The organism is Pseudomonas sp. Z18(2022), assembly GCF_036346535.1.
GTDB classification, from domain to species: domain Bacteria; phylum Pseudomonadota; class Gammaproteobacteria; order Pseudomonadales; family Pseudomonadaceae; genus Aquipseudomonas; species Aquipseudomonas yamanorum_A.
Genome location: NZ_JAOTOA010000004.1, coordinates 203129 through 225417 on the forward strand (window position 1 = coordinate 203129; position 22289 = coordinate 225417).

Consider the following 22289-nt stretch of genomic DNA (forward strand, 5'->3'; position numbering starts at 1 on the left):
CTTAAAGTGCGTTGATCAGTGTGCTGAAGGTTTCCTGCGCCGCCTTGATGATCTGCGACGAGGCGGTGTAGTACTGCTGGAACTTGATCATGTCGCCCGCCTCTTCATCCAGGTTGACCTGGGACACCGAGTTGGCAGCCGCCTTGTTCGCGGTCAGCAGCGCACCGGTAGCGGTGCTGTCGGTAGTGGCCTGGGCGGCCTTGGAACCCACTTGGGATACCAGGCGGCTGTTGGCACTGACCAGGCTCACGCCCCCGTTGCCGTCCGTCACGCCGACGGTTGACTTGGTTTGCAGGTCCAGCAGCGACTGGGCGTTGCGGCCGTCGGAGGTCGCGCCACTGTTGAAGGAGAACGTGGTGCTGTCGTCCTTGGCAGGCGAGCCGCCAACGGTGGTATCAAAACTGAAGCTCTTGCCCGGGATCACGGCGCCGGTGGCATCGCGCATCGGCACGTTGATGGTGATCTTGTTGCCCTGGCCCGGGATGATGCTGCCGCTGCCGATCGGGTTACCCTGGGCATCGCTGACGGTGTACGGCTGGGTGCCGTCCGCGGCCTTATCGCCGAACACCATTTTCACCGGCATCGAGTTTTCGATCCCGGTGCGCAATTGGGCGGTATCGGCACCGCCGTGGATATCCAGAGGCACAGTCAACTGCGGCGGCGTGAACGTGCCGGTACCGCTGTTCTTGCCGGCAACACCTGCCAATGGCGCGGCAAACGCGAGTTTATTCGGGTCTGTCAGATCAACACCGATCCCGCTGGCGCCATTGCTGGTCGGGCTGACCTTGAAGCTGTCACCGGCCGCCATCGGCCCATTGCCATTCAATGCCAGGGTAAAACCGTCAATCACCGGCGGCGGGGTGGTGTTGGTGTCGAACGAGCCCATGGACTGGCCGTCGGACCGGGTCACGTTGTACAGGTTGCCACTGGTAAACGTGACCTTGTAGTCGTAGGTGGTCAGCTTGCTGCTGTCGGCAATCGACACGTTCAGGTTGCCGGAGCCGGCACTGTTACCCGCTGCCCCCTGGCTACGCTGGGCAATGGCGGCGGCGCTGTTGATATCGGTGAACAGCGAGGACCCAAAATCACCGTTGAGGTCCAGGCCCTGGCCCAACTGGTTGTTGATGGTATCGGAGGCGACAATGGCCAGGCGACCCAAGTCATTGATGGCCGGCATCAACACATCGCTGCGATAGCGCATCAGGCCGCCAATGCTGCCACCGCTGACCACCGAACCGATGTCCATGGACGTGCTGCCCATGTTGATCTGGATGGTGTACTGGCTGTTGTCGGTCTTGCTCGGCACTGCCGAAATGGTGTTGGCTATATCACCTTCGACCAGTGATTGCCCGGTACCGGTGGTCACACTGAGCTGGCCGTTCTTTTCAGTGGCCGTGACACCGACCAGCTCATTGAGCGAGCGGACCGCTTCGGTGCGCGCATCCAGCAGGTTGGCAGGTGCGGTGGTCGCCGTGCCCTGGGCCTGGGCGATCTGTTTGTTCAGGGACGCAATCGAGGAGGTCAGTTTGTTGACCTGATCACTCATGGTGCTCAATTGGCCGTTGATGCTTTCTTTCTGCTGGTTCAACTGCGAGGAAATCGCGTTGAAGCGGTTGCTCAAGGTCTGGGCGCTGGTCACCAGCAGTTGCCGGGCCGACACATCACTTGGGGTGGCCGCAGCGGTCTGCACAGATGCAAAAAAGGCACTGAGCACGGCCGACATGCCGGTGCTCTTGTCCGACAGGGTCTTGTCGATCGCACTGGCCTGGCCCAGGTAGGCGTTGGCATCGCTATTGAGGGCGGTGCTGTTCTGGTAAGCGGTGTTCAGGTAGTCGTTGTACACCCGGCGCACATCCGCCAGGGTTGTACCGGTGCCAATGAAGACGCCGCCGAACGCATTCGACGCACTGGCGTTCTGGGTGGTCTGCTGACGCGAGTATCCCGGGGTGTTGACGTTGGCGATATTGTTACTTAAGACCGACAACGATCCCTGGGCGGCATTGAGCCCCGACATCCCGATATTGAGCAAACTCATGATTCAGACCTTATAAATGAGTGGAAGCGCCCGCGGCAGCGTAGTTCTGGTAGCTGTTCATCGTTTTTGCAATCTGCGAAATCTTGCTGGCGTAATCCGGGTCGGTTGCATAACCGGCTTTTTGCAACTCGCGTACAAACTGTTCCGGGTTGTCGGCTGACTTCACAACTTCTTTATAGCGATCATTGCTTTGCAGCAACGTCACGAGGTCATGGAAGCTGTCCTGGTAGGAGTTGTAGGAACGGAACTGCGCCGTCTCCTTGACCATCGCGCCATCACGAAACTCGCTGGTGATCGCACGGGCCTGTTCACCCTGCCAACTCTGCCCGGCCTTGATACCGAACAGGTTGTGGCTGCTGGTGCCATCCTCGGCACGCATCACCGATTTACCCCAACCGGTTTCCAGGGCGGCCTGGGCCACCAGGTAGCGTGGGTCGACGCCAATCCGCGCAGCGGCCTGCTTGGCCATCGGCAACATGGTGGCGACAAATTCATCCTGCGAACTGAAGGCTTTTTTCGCCGGTGCCAACGGTGGCTGGGCCACGGCACGGCCGTAAACCTGCATTTGCCCGTGCGGTATCGCGGCCATGCTGCGGGCGGTGCTGTTGACCACACCGTCATCGGCGGCGCTGTTCCGCAGCGGCGCGGCCTTGGCGACGGTGGTGGCATCAGTGCCCGGCACGATGCCAGCCAGCAGGCGATCGGTGAGTTTGCTCGGCAACGAGATGCGCCGCTGATTCATCAGCGCCATGTCGTTGGCGTGGCTGTTGGTGCCTTCCGGCACCGCCACACGATAGGCCCACAATGGCCGCTGACCATTGCTGCGGCCCAACGGGCCATCGGCCTTGGTACCTGCGGCAATTTCCGTAGGCACATCCACCTTCTTCGCCGGCGTGGCCGGACCTTGCAAGGTGGCCGCCTGGGCGTCCACCGGCTTGTTCTTCTGCATCTGGCGCAGCAACACGTCGGCCAGGCCGATACCACCGCCCTCGCGGGACAGCGAGACCGCCAACTGCTGGTCGTACATCTCCTGATACTGCTTGGCCGCCGGCGTATTCAGCGGGTTGTCCTTGCCCAGGGCCTCGGTGGCCGAACGCATGGACTTGAGCATCTCGCCAAGAAACAGCGACTCGAATTCCTGCGCAACCTTGCGCATGTTGCCATCGCTGTTCTTATCGCCGAACTTCAACTGGTTCAGCCGGTTGAGGTCGGAATAGGAACCCGAGTCCGCCGTGCTGGTCAGGCCGCTCTTGCGCATGTCCATGGCCATGGCGTCAGATCACTATCAGGTCGGCTTGCAAGGCGCCGGCCTGTTTCAATGCTTCGAGGATCGCCATCAAGTCGCCGGGCGCTGCGCCCACCTGGTTCACCGCACGGACAATCTCATCCAGGGTGGTGCCGGGGCCGAACTTGAACATCGGCTTGGCTTCTTGCTGGGCATTCACCCGCGAGCGTGGCACGACCGCGGTCTGGCCGTTGGACAACGGGCCAGGCTGGCTGACGATCGGGTCTTCGGTGATGGTCACCGTCAGGCTGCCGTGGGTTACGGCCGCCGGCGAAACCTTCACGTTCTGGCCGATCACGATGGTGCCGGTACGCGAGTTGATAATGACTTTGGCCACCGCCTGGCCCGGGTCGACCTCAAGGTTTTCGAGCAACGAGAGGTAGTCGACACGCTGGCTTGGGTCCAGCGGCGCGGTGACGCGGACCGAGCCGCCGTCGATGGCCTGGGCCACGCCCGGGCCGAGCAATTCATTGATCTTGTCGACCACGCGCTTGGCAGTGGTGAAGTCCGAACGGTTGAGGTTCAGGGTCAGGCTGTTGCCCTGGTTGAAACCGCTCGGCACTGTGCGCTCCACCGAGGCACCACCCGGAATCCGGCCGGCCGACGGCACGTTGACGGTGATCTTCGAACCGTCACGGCCTTCGGCGTCAAAACCACCCACCACCAGGTTGCCCTGGGCGATGGCGTAGACGTTGCCGTCGATACCTTTGAGTGGCGTCATCAGCAAGGTGCCGCCCCGCAGGCTTTTCGAGTTGCCCATGGACGAGACGGTGATATCGACCACCTGCCCCGGCTTGGCGAACGGTGGCAAGTCCGCGCTGATGGACACCGCCGCGACGTTCTTCAGTTGCACGTTGCCCGAACCCGCCGGAACCTTGATACCGAACTGCGAGAGCATGTTGTTGAAGGTCTGCAAGGTGAACGGGGTCTGGGTGGTCTGGTCACCGGTGCCGTTAAGCCCCACCACCAGGCCGTAGCCGATCAATTGGTTGGACCGAACGCCGGAAATGCTCGCGATGTCTTTCAAGCGCTCAGCCTGGGCGCCAGCGCTCAGGGCCAGCAGCAACATCGTAGCCATCAGCTGTTTGAAGTTCAAAGTGATCACCTAGAAAGGGAACAGCGGGCTAAGGAAGAAACGGTCAAACCAGCCCGGCTGACTGGCGTCAGCAAACGAACCCGTACCCGAGTAGGTGATGCGTGCATCGGCAATCCGTGTCGACGGCACGGTGTTGTCGGTAGAGATATCGTCTGCGCGAACCATGCCCGCAATACGCACCAGCTCGTCACCGGTGTTGAGGGTCATCCACTTCTCGCCGCGTACGGCGATGATGCCGTTGGGCAGCACGTCGGCCACGGTCACGGTGATCGAACCGGTCAGGCTGTTGCCCTGCCCCGCCGCACTCTTGCCGTTGGTGGCGCGGTCGCCGCTGTAGCCGGCGTCCAGGCTCAGGTCACCGCTGCCCAGCGGGTTGTTGGTGTTCGGTACACCGCCAAACAACGAGGTCAGGCCGATGCTGGTCTTGCTGGTCTTGCCGATCTGCGAGTTGGCGTTCTTGCTCGCCTGGGTCTTCTCGTTGAGGGTGATGGTGATGATGTCACCGACCCGGAAGGCCTTGCGGTCGCTGTACAGGTTCTGTTCGAAACCGGCCTGGTAGATCGAGCCATTGTTGGCGGCCGCCGGCAGCGGCGTGCGCGGCAACACCGGCGCATAGTACGGGTCATTGGGCTTTGGCGACGGGGCGACACAGCCCGCGAGCGCAGCAATCCCACTCAGTGCCAAAACAGAAACATAGCGATTCATGACCCATACCTCACGGTGTTGCAGGCGCCTTCAAGGGCGCCCCATAGACTTGATTACAGATTCTGCGTTACGAACGAAAGCATCTGGTCGGCGGTGGAAATCACCTTGGAGTTCATCTCGTAGGCGCGCTGAGTGGTGATCATGTTGACCATCTCTTCAACGGTGCTGACGTTGGATGTTTCCAGGGTGCTTTGCAGGGTGGTACCAAAACCGTTGAGGCCCGGGGTGCCGATTTGCGGCGCGCCGCTGGACGCGGTTTCCAGGAACAGGTTGTTACCAATCGCCTGCAGGCCGGCCGGGTTGATGAAGTCGGCGGTTTGCAGGTTGCCGATCACCTGGGACGCCGGGTTGCCGGCCACGGTGATCGACACGGTGCCGTCGTTGCCGACGGTGAAGGTCTGGGCGTTGTTCGGCACAACAATCGCCGGCTCCAGCGCGAAACCGTTGGCGGTTACGACCTGGCCGTTGGCGTCCAGGTGAAACGTACCGTCGCGGGTGTAGGTGGTGGTGCCGTCCGGCTGCAGGATCTGGAAGAAGCCCTTGCCGTTGACCGCCAAGTCCAGCGGCTGGCCGGTCTGCTGCAGGTTGCCGGCGCTGAAGTTCTTCTGGGTGCCAACAATCGCCACACCGGTACCCAATTGCAGGCCCGACGGCAATTCGCTGTCCTGGGTCGACTGGGCGCCCGGTTGTTTCTTGATCTGGTAGAGCAAGTCCTGGAACTCGGCGCGGTCACGTTTGAAACCCGTGGTGGACACGTTGGCCAGGTTGTTGGAAATGGTGGTCAGGTTGGTGTCCTGGGCGGACAAACCTGTTTTGGCAACGTATAGAGCCGGAAGCATGTTCTTCTCCTTCGTGCGCCTGTTTTATGGCGCCGCGCTACAAAAATTAGGGTGTGGCTGCTATCAGCTCATCGCCAGGACGCGGGTCATGGCCTGGTCGTCTTCTTTGGCGCTGTTCATCATCTTGATGTGCAATTCGAACTGCTTGGACAGAGCCAGTACTGCCGTCATCTCTTCCACGGCGTTCACGTTGCTCGCCTGCAGGAAGCCCGACGTCAACTTGACGTTGGCATCGGCCTGGGCCGGTTGGCCATCCTTGGTGTGGATGGTGCCGTCGAGGCCCTTGGTCATGTTCTTGAGGTCGGGCTGCACCAGCTTGATCCGGTCCACCTCAGCCATCACCCGCGGGCCTTCGCCCATGGCGCGGATGCTGATGGTGCCGTCCTGGCCGACTTCGATCTGCTGCTGGGGCGGCACGGCAATCGGGCCGCCGTTGCCCATGATCGGCATGCCGTTGCCGGCCCGCAGTACGCCCAATGCATCAACGTTCATGCTGGCGCTGCGCACGTAGGACTCGCCGCCATCCGGGTTTTGCACGGCCATCCAGCCGTCGCCGCTGACGGCCACGTCGAGGTCACGGCCGGTTTCAATCATCGCGCCAGGGGAAAAGTCGGTGCCTGGGCGTTCGGTCAAGGCAAAGGCCCGCGCCGGAAAGCTGTCACCAAACACCGGCATCGAGCGCGCCTGCTCGAGGTCACGCTGGAAACCATTGGTGGAAACGTTCGCCAAGTTGTTGGCGTGGGCCTTCTGCGCCAGTGCATTCTGGCTGGCGCCGGTCATTGCCACGTAAAGGTACTTATCCACGCTCTATCCTCTTTCTGACGGACGCTTGCCGCCCACCGCTGTACTGATGAGGCTTAAGCAATTTGCGAACCAACTTTTTGAAATGAGGGAAAGTCCAGGCGGGGCGGGGGTTTGCTGGCGGAGTGCGGCTTGAGGCGGTAGGGAGAGAGTCGAAAAAACGGCGGACTTATGCCGCTTACGGCAAGTGCAGGTATCAAGAACGACAAAGATCAACTGTAGGAGCTGGCTTGCCTGCGATGGCGGTGGGTCAGCAAAACAGGTGGTAGCTGATACACCGCTATCGCAGGCAAGCCAGCTCCTACAGTTTTAACCGCGTTCGGCCTTGAGCACTTCGTAGTCCCGCAACTTGTTGGCAATGGTGGTGTGGGACACGCCCAGCCGCTTGCCCAACAGCCGACTGCTGGGATGCTCGGCATACAACTGCGCAAGCACCGCCTTCTCGAAGCGCCCGACGATCTCTTCCAGCCCGCCTTCCAGGGAAAAATCCCCCAGCGGCTGGCGCACGCCATAGTCCGGCAGGCGAATGTGCTCGGCCTTGACCGTGCCGCCCTCACACAGCGAAACCGCCTGGAACAGCACGTTCTCCAACTGCCGCACATTCCCTGGCCAGTGGTAATGGCTGAGCCGATCCATCGCCGCCGGCGCCAGCTTGGGCAGCGGGCAGCCGATTTGCCGGCTGGCCTGATCCAGAAAGTGGTCCACCAGTGGCGGCAACCCGTCGAGGCATTCGCGCAGTGGCGGGATATGCAGCGAGAGCACATTGAGACGATGGTAAAGGTCCTGGCGGAATTCACCCCGGGCGCACAGCTCGGAAAGGTCCACCTGCGTCGCGCAGATCACCCGCACATCCAGGTACACCTCTTCATCACTGCCTACCCGGCGAAAGCAGCCATCCTGCAAAAACCGCAGCAACTTCACCTGCAGCCGCGCGCTCATTTCCCCGACGCCATCGAGAAACAGCGTGCCGCCCGCCGTCAGCTCCAGCAGCCCCAACTTGCCTTCCGCCCTCGCCCCTTCAAAGGCACCCGGGCCATAACCAAACAACTCGGTCTCGGCCATGGACTCCGGCAAACCGGCGCAGTTGAGCGCCATCAACGGCGACTGTCCGCGCGGGCTGGCCAGGTGACAGGCGCGGGCCAGCAGTTCCTTGCCGGTACCGGTTTCGCCTTCTATTAATAGAGGCGCATCCAGCGGTGCCATGCGCCGGGCTTCACGGACCACGGCGGCCATGACTTTGGAGCTTTGGAAGATGCTGTCGAAGCCGCGCAGCTCTTGCTTGCGCACATTATAGATACGCTCACCGACCCGATCGGCGCGGTGCAGGGTCAGCACGGCGCCGGCCATGGCTTCGCTGTCGTCATGTTCGGAGGATTGCAGCGGCGCGATATCAGCCAGGAATACGTCACCCTTGACCTTGACCCGCAGGCCATTGATCCGCGATTTACTGGCCCGCACCAGCTCCGGCAAATCAAAGTCTTCGGCGTAACGCGACAACGGAATACCGGGCACCTCATCCACCCGCACCCCGAGCAACTGCGCCGCCGCACGGTTGGCGGCGACGATGGAGCCGCCCATGTCGATGGACAGCACCGGAAACTCCAGCGCGCCCAACAATGCATTGAGCTCCATATGCCGACGCTCGCTGGGCATCAGCCCTACCCGCTTGACGCCAAATACCCCGGCAATCGCTTCGAACTGCGGGCGCAGCGCCTGGAATTGCAGGTTCACCAGGTTCGGGCAGTACAGGTAGATAGCGTTGCCATGCTCGCCACCGACCTCGCCCTTGGCGACGTTCACGCCGTACTCCACCAACAGGTTGAGGATGTCCCGCAGGATGCCGATGCGGTTCTGGCAATGCACTTTGATACGCATAAGGAGGCCCGAAAAGATGGAGGCGCTGCGTCTTTTTGCCGCTGGGCGCAGATAATCGTCAAGATTATGTGACAGCTGCAAGACTTTTCACACCGACAAATCACTGCGCACAGCGTTAAAGCGCAAAACCGTAACGAAAACTTTACGAAATTCGGTAACTTTTCCTACATAACCCCGGCAACCCTGGATGGCTTCCCGGCCCAAGGCGCGTATCAATAGGCTCATCCCAGGACATAACAAGAACGAATGCCTAGCAGGAGAGCAGCATGAAGCAGACGCAGTACGTGGCCCGCGAGCCCGACGCGAACGGTTTTATCGACTACCCGCCCGAAGAACATGCGGTGTGGAACACCCTGATCACGCGCCAGTTGAAAGTGATCGAGGGCCGCGCCTGCCAGGAATACCTGGACGGCATCGACAAGCTCGGCCTGCCCCACGACCGCATTCCGCAACTGGCGGAAATCAACAAAGTGCTGGCCGAGACCACCGGCTGGCAAGTGGCCCGGGTACCGGCGCTGATCCCCTTCCAGACCTTTTTCGAATTGCTCGCCAACAAACAGTTTCCGGTGGCGACGTTTATTCGTACCCGCGAAGAGCTGGATTACCTGCAGGAACCGGACATTTTTCACGAGATCTTCGGCCACTGCCCACTGCTGACCAACCCCTGGTTCGCAGAATTCACCCACACCTACGGCAAGCTCGGCCTGGCCGCCACCAAGGAACAGCGCGTGTACCTGGCGCGGCTGTACTGGATGACGATCGAGTTCGGCCTGGTGGACACGCCCGAAGGCCGGCGCATCTACGGTGGCGGCATTCTGTCTTCGCCCAAGGAGACGGTGTACTGCCTCTCGGACGAGCCCGAGCACCAAGCCTTCGACCCGCTGGAAGCCATGCGCACGCCGTACCGCATCGACATCCTGCAACCGCTGTACTTCGCCCTGCCCAACCTCAAGCGCCTGTTCGAAGTGGCGCAGGAAGACATCATGGGCATGGTCGAGCGCGGGATGCAGCTGGGGCTGCACGCGCCGAAATTCCCGCCCAAGCCCAAGGCGGCGTGAACCGCGGCTTTTAAGGCCAGGTGAGTCTGTTCCCTGGCCGCGCGTTGCTTTAGGGTGACGCCACTGACGACCGTTTTCCAAACACTCGATTTCAGGAATACCCACATGACCACGTTGAACCAAGCCCACTGCGAAGCCTGCCGCGCCGATGCCCCGCAAGTCAGCGACGAAGAGTTGCCGGTGCTGATCAAGCAGATCCCCGACTGGAACATCGAAGTACGCGACGGCGTGATGCAGCTGGAAAAGGTTTTCCTGTTCAAGAATTTCAAATTCGCCCTGGCGTTCACCAACGCGGTGGGCGTGATCTCCGAGGCTGAAGGCCATCACCCAGGCCTGCTCACCGAATGGGGCAAAGTCACCGTGACCTGGTGGAGCCACTCCATCAAGGGCCTGCACCGCAACGACTTCATCATGGCCGCGCGCACCGACGAAGTAGCCAAGGATGCCGAGGGCCGCAAGTAATGCATTTTGACGCGATTGGCCGGGTGCCCGGAGACCCGATCCTCGGGCTGATGGAGCTGTATGCCCAGGACCCGAACCCGAACAAGTTCGATCTTGGCGTGGGCGTGTACAAGGACGACCAGGGCCTGACACCGATCCCGCAATCGGTAAAGCTGGCCGAGCAGCGCCTGGTGGAGCAACAAACCACCAAGACCTACATCGGCGGCCACGGCAATGCCGCGTTCGGCGCGCTGATCAGTGAGCTGGTGCTGGGCGCCGGTTCGCCGCTGCTGAGCGCACGCCGTGCCGGCGCCACCCAGACGCCAGGCGGCACCGGCGCGCTGCGCCTGAGCGCCGACTTTATCGCCCACAGCCTGCCCGGCCGTGGCGTGTGGCTGAGCAACCCGACCTGGCCGATCCACGAAACCATCTTCGCCAAGGCCGGGCTCAAGGTCAGCCATTACCCGTATGTGGGCAGCGACAACCGCCTGGATGTGGCGGCGATGCTGGCCACGCTGTCTACGGTGCCAAAAGGCGATGTGGTGTTGCTGCATGCCTGCTGCCACAACCCGACCGGCTTCGACCTGTCACAGGACGACTGGCGCCAGGTGCTGACCATCGTCCGCGAGCGCGAGCTGCTGCCGCTGATCGACTTTGCCTACCAGGGCTTTGGCGACGGCCTGGAACAGGATGCGTGGGCGGTGCGGTTGTTTGCGGCTGAGCTGCCTGAGGTGTTGATCACCAGTTCGTGCTCGAAGAACTTTGGCCTGTACAGCGACCGCGTGGGCGCGCTGATTGTGTGCGCGACGAACGCCGAGAAACTGACGGATGTGCGCAGCCAACTGGCGTTTATTGCGCGCAACCTGTGGTCGACGCCGCCGGATCATGGTGCTGCGGTAGTGGCGACCATTCTGGGTGATGCCGGGTTGAAAAAGCAGTGGGCCGAGGAAGTTGAAGCGATGCGGGCGCGGATTGCACAGTTGCGTTCCGGGTTGGTGGAAGCCTTGGCGCCGCATGGTTTGTCGGAGCGGTTTGCGCATATCGCGGCGCAACGCGGGATGTTTTCCTATACCGGGTTGAGTGCCGAGCAGGTGAAGCAACTGCGGGAGAAGCACAGCGTGTATATGGTCAATTCCGGGCGTGCAAACGTGGCGGGGATTGATGCGACGCGGTTGACGTTGCTGGCTGAGGCAATCGCCGATGTCTCCAATACCTAACTGAAGAAACCCGATAAAAATGTGGGAGCTGGCTTGCCTGCGATAGCATCAACTCGGTTTTACAGACAGACCGAGGCGTCTGCATCGCAGGCAAGCCAGCTCCCACATTCGGACCGCGCCAGTCTTTAGCCCACAACCATCTCGGCCTTGAGCTGCGCCTCCTTGGCCTGGGCATCCGCCAACCGATACAACTCGATATGCCCGTCCCAGTGCTCGATCAATGCCGTGCACGACTCCACCCAATCCCCGCAATTGAGGTAATCCACCTCGCCCACCTTGCGTATCTCCGCATGGTGAATATGCCCGCACACCACGCCGTGCAATTCTCGCTTGGTCACTTCGTGGGCAATCGCTTCTTCGAAATCACTGATAAAGCTCACCGCCGTCTTGACCTTGTGCTTGAGGTACGCCGACAACGACCAATAGCCGTAGCCATAACGCGCCCGCCAGTGGTTCAACCAGCGGTTGAGGGTAAGGGTGAACTCGTAGGCCGAGTCGCCAAGGAACGCCAGCCAGCGGTGATATCGGGTGATCACGTCGAACTGATCGCCGTGGATCACCAGCAAATGCCGGCCATCGGCAGTCACATGCACCGCTTCGTCGACCAACTGGATGTTGCCGAGGATCAGCTTCGAATAGCGCCGCAGGAACTCATCATGGTTGCCGGTGACGTAGATCACCTCGGTGCCGCGCTTGCTCATGGTGAGCAGGCGGCGGATCACGTTGGTGTGGGCCTGGGGCCAATACATGCCGCTGCGCAGCTTCCAGCCGTCGATGATATCGCCCACCAGGTAGACCTTGTCGGCGTGGTAGCCCTTGAGAAAATGCGAAAGGTGTTCGGCCTGGCAATCCCGGGTGCCCAAATGCACGTCGGAAATCCACAGGGTACGCACGCGTTGCTTACGGCTGGGCTTGGCGAGTTCGGCGCTGGTCATGGGCATGCCTCACGGTGTTTTCGCGAGCTTGCGCCCATGGAGTTAATAGCCCATGACAGTGTTGCGTCAGTCTGATGACAGCGCTCACAGACGGCGAAGCGATGTAAACTGCGGGCCTGCCCAGGAGATTGCGATGAGACCCAACCTCACGCTACGCCACTACGTCGAAGAGCCCATCGCCCACAGCCACGACCACGCACAGCTGGTGTTTGGCCTGTCCGGGCATCTGGACTTCGAGGTGGATGGCCGAGGCAGCCAGGTGCAGCACAGCAGCGTGATGGTGCTGCCCTACGCCGCCCACCACGCGTGCATCAGTCGCGATGGCAGCCGCTGCCTGGTGCTGGACGTACCCGATGAACACTGGTTGGCGCAGTCCCTGGGCGAGCATGCCGACGCCAGCCGCCGCTTGCTCGACCAGTGCGCACACCTGACCCTCGACCACCGCCAAAGCCAACTGGTGCAGTGGCTGGCGAGCAGCCCGGTGGACGATCCGCTGATCGTCCAGCAAGGTGCGGTATTGTTGCTGGCCAGCCTCAATCTCGCACAACCGCCGGTGGGCAAGCGCCTGCCGTATGCCGCGTTCAATGCGCATATCCAGCGGCACGCCGCGCACCCGTTGCAAGTGGCAGATCTGGCGAAGATCGCCGACCTGTCCGTCGCCCGCCTGCATGCGCGGTTTGTGGCGGAATGCGGGCAGACGCCGATGGACTACATCCGCAGCCGGCGCTTGCAGATGGCCCGTGGCTTGCTGCGCGACAGCCAGTTACCCATCGGCGAGATTGCCGTGCGGGTTGGCTATGGTTCGCAAAGTGCTTTTGCCGCGGCGATGTTGCGGGAGTTTGGCAGCTCTCCCGGAGCCATTCGACGAGCGCGGTCTCCTGTAGGAGCTGGCTTGCCTGCGATAGCAGTGGATCAGCTAATAATTGATTGACTGACCCTCCGCTATCGCAGGCAAGCCAGCTCCCACATTTGATCTCCTCGGCTTTTGAAACAAGAGTCCTGCGACAAAACCCGCGAGCTCGACGACAGACGCGAATGCCTGCAACCCTCTAGACTGCGATCCTGTAAACAACCCGTTGCCTAAGGATCGCAATGACTCCCCGCACAGCCCTCGGCGCCCTGCATATCGGCGCATTGATGTTTGGCCTCACCGGCGTGTTCGGCAAACTGGCGGCCGCTTCGCCGGCGATTATCGTGTTCGGCCGCGCCGCGTTCGCGGTGATTGCCCTGGCGATCTTCGCGCGTTTTGCCAGCAACACCACCTGGCAAAAGCTGCAAGCCCGGGACTGGCGCCGCCTGCTGGTCAGCGGCCTGCTGCTGGCCGGGCATTGGGTGAGTTTCTTTATTGCGGTAAAGATTGCAGGCGTGGCCATCGCCACCCTGGGCTTCACCACCTTCCCGGCATTTACCGTGATCCTCGAAGGCCTGATTTTCCGCGAGCGGATCCGCGCCAATGAAATCCTGCTGGTGGTGCTGGTGAGCATCGGGCTGGTGCTGGTCACCCCGGACTTCAACCTCGCCAGCCAAGCCACCAGCGGGCTGTTGTGGGCGGTCGGTTCCGGTTTGCTGTTCTCGCTGCTATCATTGAACAACCGCGCCAGCGGGCGCATTCCACCGGTGCAGGCAGCCCTGTGCCAGAACGTAGTAGTGGCGCTGTGTTTGTTACCGGTCGCGGCGCCCGGGCTGTCCGAGGTGCGTGCGCTGGACTGGCTGTGGATCGGCTTGCTCGGGGTGTTCTGCACCGGCCTGGCGCATAGCCTGTTTGTCGCCAGCCTCGCGGTGCTCAAGGCGCGCACAGCAGCGGTGGTATTCGCCATGGAGCCGGTGTACGGCATCACGGTGGCCTGGCTGCTGTTTGCCGAAACCCCGACCTTGCGCATGCTGATGGGCGGCGCGCTGATCATTGTCGCCATCGTGGTGTCCGGGCTGATGGGCAGCGCCAAACCCGCCAAGCAACCCGCCGCTGCGGCCTGATCTATACTTTGTGGGTCCGTGACAGTGTGTGGTCGTTCAACGGATCCAGACTTCTCGACGACAGCCCGGGTGCTTTTTGAAGTTGCTGCAAGCGAGTGGTCATTCCATCAACGCGATGCAGGGGTTGCACCATGGAAATCTTCATCAGCCTGGTTCTTCAGATCATCAGCGGCGCCATCGGCGGGCAGATCGCGGGCCTGGGCAAACAAAGCCTGGGCACCGGGCTCAATACGCTGGTCGGCGGGGTTGGCGGCCTGGTATTGGGCCAACTCGTCTCGCTGATCACCGGTACCGAAACCGCCACCGACCTGACGCTGGCCGCCCTGGCCAGCAACATCATCGGCGGCGGGGTCGGCGGGTTGGTGCTGACGGTGGTCGTCAGTTGGATCAAACAGCGCATGGCCAGCAAATAGCCGTCTTTTTATTGCACGCGGTCGTTATGCCCCAGGTCCCGTTGCGGGTCGATCTGGTCGCGCACCCGTTGCTTGAGCACCTTGGCTTCCGGGAAGCCACCGTCGGCCTTGCGCTCCCAGATCTGCACACCGTCGCAGGTAATCCGAAACGCGCCGCCGGTGGCCGGTTCCAGGGCCACTTTGCCCAGGTCATCGGCAAAGGTGCTCAACAGCTCCTGGGCCAGCCAGGCGGCGCGCAACAGCCACTGGCACTGGGTGCAATAGGTGATGACAATTTCGGGTTTGGCCGCTGACATGAATTGACAGGCTCCTGCTTGGCGGGTTGAAAGGATCGAGTGGCTATAATACCGGCCTTTATCGCTAAGCCTTGAGATTGATGATGCGCCGCCTGTTGTCCTGCCTGTTGCTGTGCCTGTTCCCTGTCCTTGTCCAAGCCGTCGAAAACCCGCGCCCGAAGATCGGCCTGGTGCTCTCCGGCGGCGCCGCCCGTGGCCTGGCGCACATTGGCGTGCTCAAGGCCCTGGAAGAACAGGGCATCCACATCGATGCAATCGCCGGCACCAGCATGGGCGCGGTGATCGGCGGGCTGTACGCCTCGGGCTACAAGATCGACGAGCTGGAAAAACTCGCGTTGAACATCGACTGGAAACTCGCCCTGTCCGATGCGCCGCCACGGGAAGACGTGCCGTTCCGGCGCAAGCAGGATGACCGGGATTTCCTGGTCAAACAGAAACTCAGCTTTCGCGATGACGGAAGCCTCGGCCTGCCGCTGGGGGTGATCCAGGGCCAGAACCTGGCCTTGCTGCTGGAAAGCATGTTCGCCCACACCAGTAACGTGCGGGATTTCGACAAGCTGCCGATCCCCTTCCGCGCCGTGGCCACCGACATTACCAGCGGCGAAAAGGTGGTGTTCCGCAAAGGCCACTTGCCCCAGGTGATCCGCGCCAGCATGTCGATCCCGGCGGTGTTTGCCCCGGTGGAACTGGACGGCCGGCTGCTGGTGGACGGCGGCATGACCGATAACATCCCGCTGGATGTGGCGCGGGAAATGGGGGTCGACATCGCCATCGTCGTCGACATCGGCACCCCGCTGCGCACACGCAAGCAACTCAATACCGTGGTGGACGTGCTCAACCAGTCCATCACCCTGATGACCCGGCGCAACTCCGAGGAACAACTCAAGGCCCTGGCGCCCCGCGACGTGCTGATCCAGCCGCCGTTGGCCGCCTACGGGGTGACGGATTTCGGGCGGGCCAAGGACATGATCGACGCCGGCTACCGCGCCACCCGCGCCCTCGACGTGCGCCTGGCCCACCTGCGCCCGGCCGAGCCGGTGGACCCTTCGCTGGTGGCCGCCCGCACGCCCGGCGAGCGCAACCCGGTGATCACCGCGATCAAGGTGGAAAACGACTCCAAGGTGGGCGACGAGGTGATCCGTTACTACATCCGCCAGAACCTCGGCGAGCCGCTGGACCTGGCCCGCCTGCAAACCGACATGGGCACCCTGTACGGCCTGGACTACTTTGAGCAGGTGCAATACCGCGTGGTGAAAAAGGGCAAGGACAACACCCTGGTCATCAGCGCCCGGGGCAAACGCAGCGGCACCGACTACCTGCGCCTGGGCCTCAACCTGTCGGATGACATGCGCGGCGACAGCGCCTTCAACCTCGGCGCCAGCTACCGCATGAACGGCATCAACCGCCTCGGTGCGGAATGGCTGACGCGGGTGCAGATTGGTGACAAGCAGGAACTGTACAGCGAGTTCTATCAGCCGATGGACACCGGCTCGCGCTACTTCGTCGCGCCCTATATCAGTGCCCAGGCGCAGAACGTTGAACTGATTGAAGACAACAACCCGATCTCCGAATACCGCCTGGAACGCTACGGCTTCGGGCTGAACGTGGGCCGGCAGATCGGCAACAGCGGCGAGATTCGTTTCGGCGTGGGCGAGGCCTGGGGCAAGGCGGACGTGCGCATTGGCGACCGGGATTCGCCGAGCATCAACTTCAGCGAAGGCTTCTACGAACTGAAGTACTCCTTCGACTCGTTCGACAACGTGTACTTCCCCCACACCGGTGAAGACATCGGCCTGGCCTTCCGTGAGTTCGAACCGGGGCTGGGCTCCGACCAGCGCTATCGGCAGTGGGAGTTCAAGCTGGACAAGGCCATGAGCAGCGGGCCGGACACACTGATCCTCGGCGGGCGCTACGGGCGTACGCTGGACCAGTCGGACGTGGTGATTTCCAGCTTCCTGCTGGGGGGCGCGCGGCAGTTGTCGGGGTTCCGCGAGGATGCGATTGCCGGGCAGAACATCAGCCTGATGCGCGCGGTTTACTATCGCCGGCTGACGCCACGGTCTTATCTGCCGCTGGATTTCCCGTTGTACCTCGGGGCGTCACTGGAACGTGGGCGGGCGTGGAACAACGACAATGAGTACGACAGCGGATACATCAACGCGGCCAGTGTTTTCCTGGGGTTTGATACACCGCTGGGGCCGTTGAATTTCAGTTATGGGTTTAACGATGACAACCAGAAGGCGGTGTATCTGAACCTGGGGCAAACCTTCTAACCAAACGCCTCCCCCGTAGCAGCTGTCGAGCTTTAGCGAGGCTGCGTCAGCCGCACCACAGTTTTCAGACCGAGGCGCGCCCGACGCAGCCTCGCTAAAGCTCGACAGCTGCTACGCAAGGCAAGGCGCAAAGCAATCGAAACGGGATCAGGACTTCTCGAGGTTCCCGAGGATGTGCTCATGAACCCGCATGCACACCCGCAAATCCTCTTCATCGACGCCCACAAACAGCTCATGGCGCAAGGCCGTGGCGATGGTTTCGATCTGTTCGATCAATGGCTTCGCGGTGTCACACAGCACGATACGCTTGGCGCGGCGGTCTTCCACCACGGCCTGGCGTTCCACCAGGCCCTGGCCTTCCAGGCTGTCGAGCAAACGGGCCAGGGTAGGCCCTTCTACCCCGACGCTCTGCGCCAGCTCACGCTGGGTAGGCGGCTCGGTAAAACGGGCCAGGTGCAGCAGCACCAGCCAGCGTGCCTGGGACAGGCCCAAACCTGCCAGGCGACGATCCAGCTCGGCACGCCAACCTCGGGACATCTGTGCCAACTGCATGCCAAAACGGTGTTGATCGGTTAACGGCATAAAAAACTCATGGGTTAGACTGAAAATAAAGTGTGGCTAATTATTAGTCAGCTAAGCATGACCCATGCCAGTAGGCAAGACCTGGTATGTACTGTTTCGTTACATTGTCCTAACTACGGCATCAAATCTCGAATTCAGACTGCAAAGCAGCCCTGACGCAGTACAAGACACCCTCGGGAACACGGCCGGTAAACAGTGGCGCGATCTCGGAAACAGGTGGCAATTCGCCTTCCCCATCCAGGAACGCATCCTGGATTTCGCCGAGCAAATCTTCCGGCAAATCAAGGGCCTGCTCCAATGACAACTGCTGCTTGCCGATGGACTCGGCGAGCAAGGTGTAGACGTTCTTTTCCGAGCACTGCAACTGCCCGGCGATCTGGATCGGGGTCATGCCGGCACGAGCGAGGCTGATCAGCTCGTGGCGAATATCGGCGACCTCTTTCGGCGCCTCCACCTGGCCGCCGAGCACTTCGAGGAAGGCCTGGCCATAACGCTCCAGCTTGCGCGCACCCACACCGCTGACCCTGGCCATTTCGCCCAGGGTAGTGGGATGGTCGCGGAGCATCTCCAGCAAGGTGGAGTCGGGGAAGATGACGTAAGGCGGCACGCTGTGTTCCTGAGCGAGCTTTTTACGCAGCGCGCGCAAGGCTTCCCACTGTTCGCGCTCTTCGAAGCGCACCAGTTGGCTGGCCTGGCTGGTGCTGGATTTGGCGGTGGTCTGCGGCTTGAGGTCGCGGCGCAGCTCCAGGCTGACTTCGCCCTTGAGCAGTGGCCGGCAACTGTCGTTCAGGCGCAGGCCGCCGTAGCCTTCCAGGTCGATATCCACCAGGCCGCGGGCGACCATCTGCCGGAACAGCGAGCGCCATTCGCCTTCGGCGCGAGCCTTGCCGACGCCGTAGACCGAGAGTTTTTCGTGGCCGAAGCTGCGGATCTTTTCGTTGTCCTTGCCCAACAACACATCCACCAGATGGCCGACGCCATAGCGCTGGCCGGTGCGGTAGATAGCCGACAGCGCCTGGCGCGCCGGCTCGGTCGCGTCCCAGGTCTGCACGCCGTCCACGCAGTTGTCGCAGTGGCCGCAAGGCTCGGGCATGTCTTCGTCGAAGTACGCGAGCAAGGTCTGGCGACGGCAGCGGGTTTCTTCGCACAGCGACAGCATGGCGTCGAGCTTGTGCTGTTCCAGGCGCTTGTGGCGCTCGTCGCCTTCGGAGTTCTGCAGCATCTGCTTGAGCATCACCACGTCTTGCAGGCCATAGACCATCCAGGCATCCGCCGGCAGGCCGTCACGGCCGGCACGCCCGGTTTCCTGGTAGTACGCCTCGAGGGACTTGGGCAGGTCCATGTGGGCCACGAAGCGCACGTTGGATTTGTCGATGCCCATGCCGAACGCGATGGTGGCGACCATGATCAGGCCTTCCTCGTTGAGGAAGCGCTTCTGGTGGTAAGCCCGCAGGTCATTGGGCAGGCCGGCGTGATACGGCAGCGCCGGGTAGCCTTGTTCACTGAGGAACGCGGCGACCTCATCCACCTTCTTGCGCGACAGGCAGTAGACAATGCCGGCGTCGCTGCGCCGATCGGAGAGAAACGCCAGCAACTGCTTGCGCGGCTGTTCCTTGGGCACGATGCGGTAAAAAATATTCGGCCGGTCGAAGCTTGAGAGGAAACGCTCGGCGTCCTGCAGGTGCAGGCGGTCGACGATTTCTTCGCGGGTGCGTTTGTCGGCGGTGGCGGTCAGGGCGATGCGCGGGACGTTGGGGAACAGCTCCGCCAGTTGGCCCAGTTGCAAGTATTCACGCCGGAAGTCGTGGCCCCATTGGGACACGCAGTGGGCTTCGTCGATGGCGAACAGGGCGATTTCCAGGCTCTGCAGGAACGCCAGCATCCGCGGCTGCACCAGGCGCTCGGGCGCCAGGTAAAGCATCTTCACTTCGCCACGCTTGATCCGTGCGGCGAGGTCGCGCTGCTGTTCGGCGCTGAGGGTGGAGTTCAGCGAAGCGGCAGCCACGCCGAGTTCTTCAAGGGTGGCCACCTGGTCGTCCATCAAGGCGATCAACGGCGATACCACCACCGCGAGGCCGTCGCGCAGCAAGGCCGGCACCTGGAAGCACAGCGACTTGCCGCCACCGGTAGGCATCAATACCAGGGCGTCGCCGCCGTTGGCCACGCGCTCAATGATCGCACCCTGGCGGCCACGAAAACTGTCGTAGCCGAAGATGTCCTTGAGGACGCGTTGAGCCTGCTCGAGCATGAAAAACTCCAAATATCGCCGAAATCCCTCTGTACAGGCTGGTCGAAAAAGCGCGCTTGAGCGGGAAATAATCCGTAAGCGAACTTTTCCCGCGACTGGCGCTTGGCCTGTAGGGGCATCACAAAACGCGGCAGTATACCCGAGGGTCACCCGGCAAAGGGTGCCGTTGAGGATATAGCCAGGACGGGAGATGCTGACGTTGCATTCCGTCAGATAGACCCATTTGATCCCTTCGCGGGCAAGCCCGCTCCCACAGAATCTGTGCTGCGGCTGGCCTGGGCGCTCAAGAAAGCCTAGAATTGCCCATCGTTTATTCCCAAGGTAGTCCGTCAATGTCCTTCGCTGAGCAACTAACCCGCCTGCAAGCCTTCCTCGATGCCGATGAGCTGCACGACGAGGCGCTGGACTACGTGGCCGCCCACGGCTATCTGACCGCGCTGTCGATCTGCTCCGACGTCGTGCCCGACCGTGAATGGATCGACGCCCTGTTCTCCGAAGAGCCTCACTACAGTGACGCCGCCCAGCGCGAAGAAATCGAATCCACCTTGCTGGCCCTCAAGGCTCACATCGGCCGTCAACTGGCTTCCGATGAAGAGTTCGAACTGCCTTGCGACCTGGACCTGGGTGAAGACCCGGACGACTCCGAACTGCGCGGCTGGTGCATCGGCTTCATGGAAGGCGTGTTCCTGCGGGAAGAGGCCTGGTTCGAGACGGCTGAAGAAGAAGTCAGCGAAATGCTGCTGCCGATCATGGTCGGTTCCGGCCTGTTCGACGAGCAACCTGAATTCTCCGACATTGCCTCGGACGCCAACCTGATGGACGACATGATCGTTCAGATCCCGGAAGCGCTGACCGCCCTGTACCTGCTGTGCAACGCACCTGACGAAAAGCCGGCGATCCTCAAGCCTCGCCACCACTAAGACCGTTGCCCGTGGCGCCCATGGGCAACCGCTCTGTGATTACGCGCTACGTTCTGCTGGCCATCGGCTGGTTGAGCGTGGCGCTCGGGGTGATCGGCATCTTCCTGCCGGTACTGCCCACGACCCCCTTCCTTCTGCTGGCTGCCGCCTGCTTTGCCCGTAGCTCCCCGCGCTTCTACCAATGGCTGGTGGAACACCCGCGCCTGGGGCCGTGGATTCGTGACTATCTGGATGGCAACGGGATTCCGCTCAAGGGCAAGGTGTATGCCATTGGGTTGATGTGGGTGAGTATCGGGTTTTCCTGCTACCTGGTGCCGCTGATCTGGGCGCGGGGGTTCATGCTGACCAGTGCGGTGTTGGTGACGGTGTATATTTTGCGGCAGAAGACGCTGCCCAAGGCACCGCAGGACTGATGTGAAACCTGTTTGTGTGGGAGCTGGCTTGCCTGCGATAGCGGTGTGTCAGCCAACACATCCATGCCTGATACACCGCTATCGCAGGCAAGCCAGCTCCTACAGTTTGATCGCTGTTTATTCAGAGGGATTAGCGCATCGGCGGCAAGCCATACGCCGCCAGGTCAAACTCCGCCAGCTTGCGAATGATCTGGTCGGCATGCGCGTACTTGCTGTCCGCCATCGCTTCATCCGGCACCGCAATCGCGGTCATGTGCGCAGCCTTGGCCGCCGTCACGCCAAACGGCGAATCCTCAAACACCAGGCAATCCTCAGGCGCTACACCCAACCGGCGTGCAGCCGTGAGGAAGATATCCGGCGCTGGCTTGGCCGCCCCCACTTCCGGGTCATCCGCTGTCACGATGGTGTCGAACAGCCCAAACCACTCACGGTGCAACGTGGTCTTGTGGCCAAACGAGTTGCGCGACGAGCTGGTGCCCACGGCAATCGGAATGTTATGCGCCTTCAAGTGCCGCACCAGCGCTTCAGCGCCCGGCATGCCCAAGGCCTTGGGGAAACGCTCGCTCATCAGCGGCTCGCGGATCACCAGGAATTCTGCCGGGGTAATCGGCAGGTCCAGCGCCTTGACCACGTAGTCGGCCAGGTCCTGGGCACCGCGACCAATGATGTGCTGCTTGATCCCCCAGTCATACGTGCGGCCGTAGCGTTCGGCGATGATCTGTGTGACTTCGGTGTAGATGCCTTCTGTGTCCAGCAACAACCCGTCCATATCGAAAATCACAGCCTTGATCGGGACAGCGGTACGCGGTGCATTCATCACTACAGATCCGTGGGCAAAGAACTAAAAGGATTCAGCACAATAACGGCCCGCCTGCGCTGCAAG

The 22289-nt window shown here is 61.7% G+C and carries 21 protein-coding genes; 9 read left to right on the top strand and 12 right to left on the bottom strand.

Annotation, left to right across the window (positions count from 1 at the left end; genetic code table 11):
* Position 1: 1 nt before the first annotated feature.
* From flgK to V3W39_RS11760, 7 genes are all read right to left on the bottom strand, one after another.
* Complete coding sequence (gene flgK / locus V3W39_RS11730; protein WP_330212669.1) at positions 2-2035, bottom strand: flagellar hook-associated protein FlgK; 2034 nt, start codon at positions 2033-2035, stop codon at positions 2-4.
* A 10-nt stretch (positions 2036-2045) separates the two neighbouring features.
* A complete protein-coding gene (gene flgJ, locus V3W39_RS11735) occupies positions 2046-3305 on the bottom strand; it encodes a flagellar assembly peptidoglycan hydrolase FlgJ (protein ID WP_330212670.1) in 1260 nt (419 codons plus the stop codon).
* Positions 3306-3309: 4 nt separating this feature from the next.
* A complete protein-coding gene (locus tag V3W39_RS11740; RefSeq protein ID WP_032868578.1) occupies positions 3310-4398 on the bottom strand; it encodes a flagellar basal body P-ring protein FlgI in 1089 nt (362 codons plus the stop codon).
* A gap of 27 nt (positions 4399-4425) precedes the next feature.
* The gene (flgH, locus tag V3W39_RS11745) at positions 4426-5121 is read right to left on the bottom strand and encodes a flagellar basal body L-ring protein FlgH (protein ID WP_177043021.1); all 696 of its coding nucleotides are present in this window, start codon (positions 5119-5121) and stop codon (positions 4426-4428) included.
* Between the two features lie 53 nt (positions 5122-5174).
* Positions 5175-5960 (bottom strand): flagellar basal-body rod protein FlgG, encoded by a 786-nt coding sequence (gene flgG / locus V3W39_RS11750; RefSeq protein WP_017477441.1) that lies wholly within the window; start codon positions 5958-5960, stop codon positions 5175-5177.
* Between the two features lie 63 nt (positions 5961-6023).
* On the bottom strand, positions 6024-6764 hold the full coding sequence (locus V3W39_RS11755; protein WP_003214611.1) for a flagellar basal body rod protein FlgF: 741 nt from the start codon (positions 6762-6764) through the stop codon (positions 6024-6026).
* A gap of 306 nt (positions 6765-7070) precedes the next feature.
* Positions 7071-8636, bottom strand: coding sequence for a sigma-54-dependent transcriptional regulator (locus tag V3W39_RS11760; RefSeq protein WP_177043020.1), 1566 nt, complete (start codon positions 8634-8636; stop codon positions 7071-7073).
* Between the two features lie 266 nt (positions 8637-8902).
* Here V3W39_RS11760 and phhA point away from each other — a divergent pair, with 266 nt between their 5' ends.
* The 3 genes from phhA (at position 8903) to V3W39_RS11775 (ending at position 11352) form a co-directional block, all read left to right on the top strand.
* Positions 8903-9694 carry a phenylalanine 4-monooxygenase gene (gene phhA, locus V3W39_RS11765; RefSeq protein ID WP_177043019.1) on the top strand — a complete coding sequence of 264 codons (792 nt, stop codon included), beginning with the start codon at positions 8903-8905 and terminating at the stop codon, positions 9692-9694.
* A 105-nt stretch (positions 9695-9799) separates the two neighbouring features.
* A complete protein-coding gene (locus V3W39_RS11770; RefSeq protein WP_003214616.1) occupies positions 9800-10156 on the top strand; it encodes a 4a-hydroxytetrahydrobiopterin dehydratase in 357 nt (118 codons plus the stop codon).
* Positions 10156-11352 carry an amino acid aminotransferase gene (locus V3W39_RS11775; protein ID WP_330212671.1) on the top strand — a complete coding sequence of 399 codons (1197 nt, stop codon included), beginning with the start codon at positions 10156-10158 and terminating at the stop codon, positions 11350-11352. Before V3W39_RS11770 ends, V3W39_RS11775 begins: the two co-directional genes overlap by 1 nt.
* 125 nt (positions 11353-11477) lie before the next feature.
* On the opposite strand, the gene V3W39_RS11780 is transcribed toward V3W39_RS11775, so the two are convergent.
* A complete protein-coding gene (locus V3W39_RS11780; protein ID WP_177043017.1) occupies positions 11478-12287 on the bottom strand; it encodes a UDP-2,3-diacylglucosamine diphosphatase in 810 nt (269 codons plus the stop codon).
* Between the two features lie 133 nt (positions 12288-12420).
* On the opposite strand from V3W39_RS11780, the gene V3W39_RS11785 reads away from it, so the two are divergent.
* From V3W39_RS11785 to V3W39_RS11795, 3 genes are all read left to right on the top strand, one after another.
* Entirely contained in the window at positions 12421-13218 is a 798-nt protein-coding gene (locus tag V3W39_RS11785; RefSeq protein ID WP_330212672.1) for an AraC family transcriptional regulator, read from the top strand.
* Between the two features lie 161 nt (positions 13219-13379).
* Positions 13380-14261: a DMT family transporter gene (locus V3W39_RS11790; RefSeq protein ID WP_294739921.1), complete on the top strand. Its 882-nt coding sequence runs from the start codon at positions 13380-13382 to the stop codon at positions 14259-14261.
* A gap of 131 nt (positions 14262-14392) precedes the next feature.
* Entirely contained in the window at positions 14393-14674 is a 282-nt protein-coding gene (locus V3W39_RS11795) for a hypothetical protein (RefSeq protein ID WP_177043014.1), read from the top strand.
* An 8-nt stretch (positions 14675-14682) separates the two neighbouring features.
* Here the strand turns inward: V3W39_RS11795 and V3W39_RS11800 are convergent, their stop codons facing one another.
* A complete protein-coding gene (locus V3W39_RS11800; protein WP_093207434.1) occupies positions 14683-14970 on the bottom strand; it encodes a SelT/SelW/SelH family protein in 288 nt (95 codons plus the stop codon).
* Positions 14971-15053: 83 nt separating this feature from the next.
* Between V3W39_RS11800 and V3W39_RS11805 the strand changes: the two genes are divergently transcribed.
* A complete protein-coding gene (locus tag V3W39_RS11805; RefSeq protein ID WP_177043013.1) occupies positions 15054-17243 on the top strand; it encodes a patatin-like phospholipase family protein in 2190 nt (729 codons plus the stop codon).
* A gap of 147 nt (positions 17244-17390) precedes the next feature.
* Here the strand turns inward: V3W39_RS11805 and V3W39_RS11810 are convergent, their stop codons facing one another.
* Both V3W39_RS11810 and recQ read right to left on the bottom strand, forming a co-directional pair.
* Positions 17391-17825, bottom strand: coding sequence for a MarR family transcriptional regulator (locus V3W39_RS11810; protein ID WP_010166006.1), 435 nt, complete (start codon positions 17823-17825; stop codon positions 17391-17393).
* Positions 17826-17946: 121 nt separating this feature from the next.
* The gene (gene recQ / locus V3W39_RS11815) at positions 17947-20073 is read right to left on the bottom strand and encodes a DNA helicase RecQ (RefSeq protein WP_177043012.1); all 2127 of its coding nucleotides are present in this window, start codon (positions 20071-20073) and stop codon (positions 17947-17949) included.
* 332 nt (positions 20074-20405) lie between these two features.
* Between recQ and V3W39_RS11820 the strand changes: the two genes are divergently transcribed.
* On the top strand, positions 20406-20993 hold the full coding sequence (locus tag V3W39_RS11820) for a UPF0149 family protein (RefSeq protein ID WP_017477430.1): 588 nt from the start codon (positions 20406-20408) through the stop codon (positions 20991-20993).
* A 20-nt stretch (positions 20994-21013) separates the two neighbouring features.
* Positions 21014-21406 carry a YbaN family protein gene (locus V3W39_RS11825; protein WP_177043011.1) on the top strand — a complete coding sequence of 131 codons (393 nt, stop codon included), beginning with the start codon at positions 21014-21016 and terminating at the stop codon, positions 21404-21406.
* A 130-nt stretch (positions 21407-21536) separates the two neighbouring features.
* Here V3W39_RS11825 and V3W39_RS11830 read toward each other — a convergent pair whose 3' ends face one another.
* Positions 21537-22223 carry an HAD-IA family hydrolase gene (locus tag V3W39_RS11830; protein WP_177131618.1) on the bottom strand — a complete coding sequence of 229 codons (687 nt, stop codon included), beginning with the start codon at positions 22221-22223 and terminating at the stop codon, positions 21537-21539.
* Between the last annotated feature and the right edge of the window lie 66 nt (positions 22224-22289).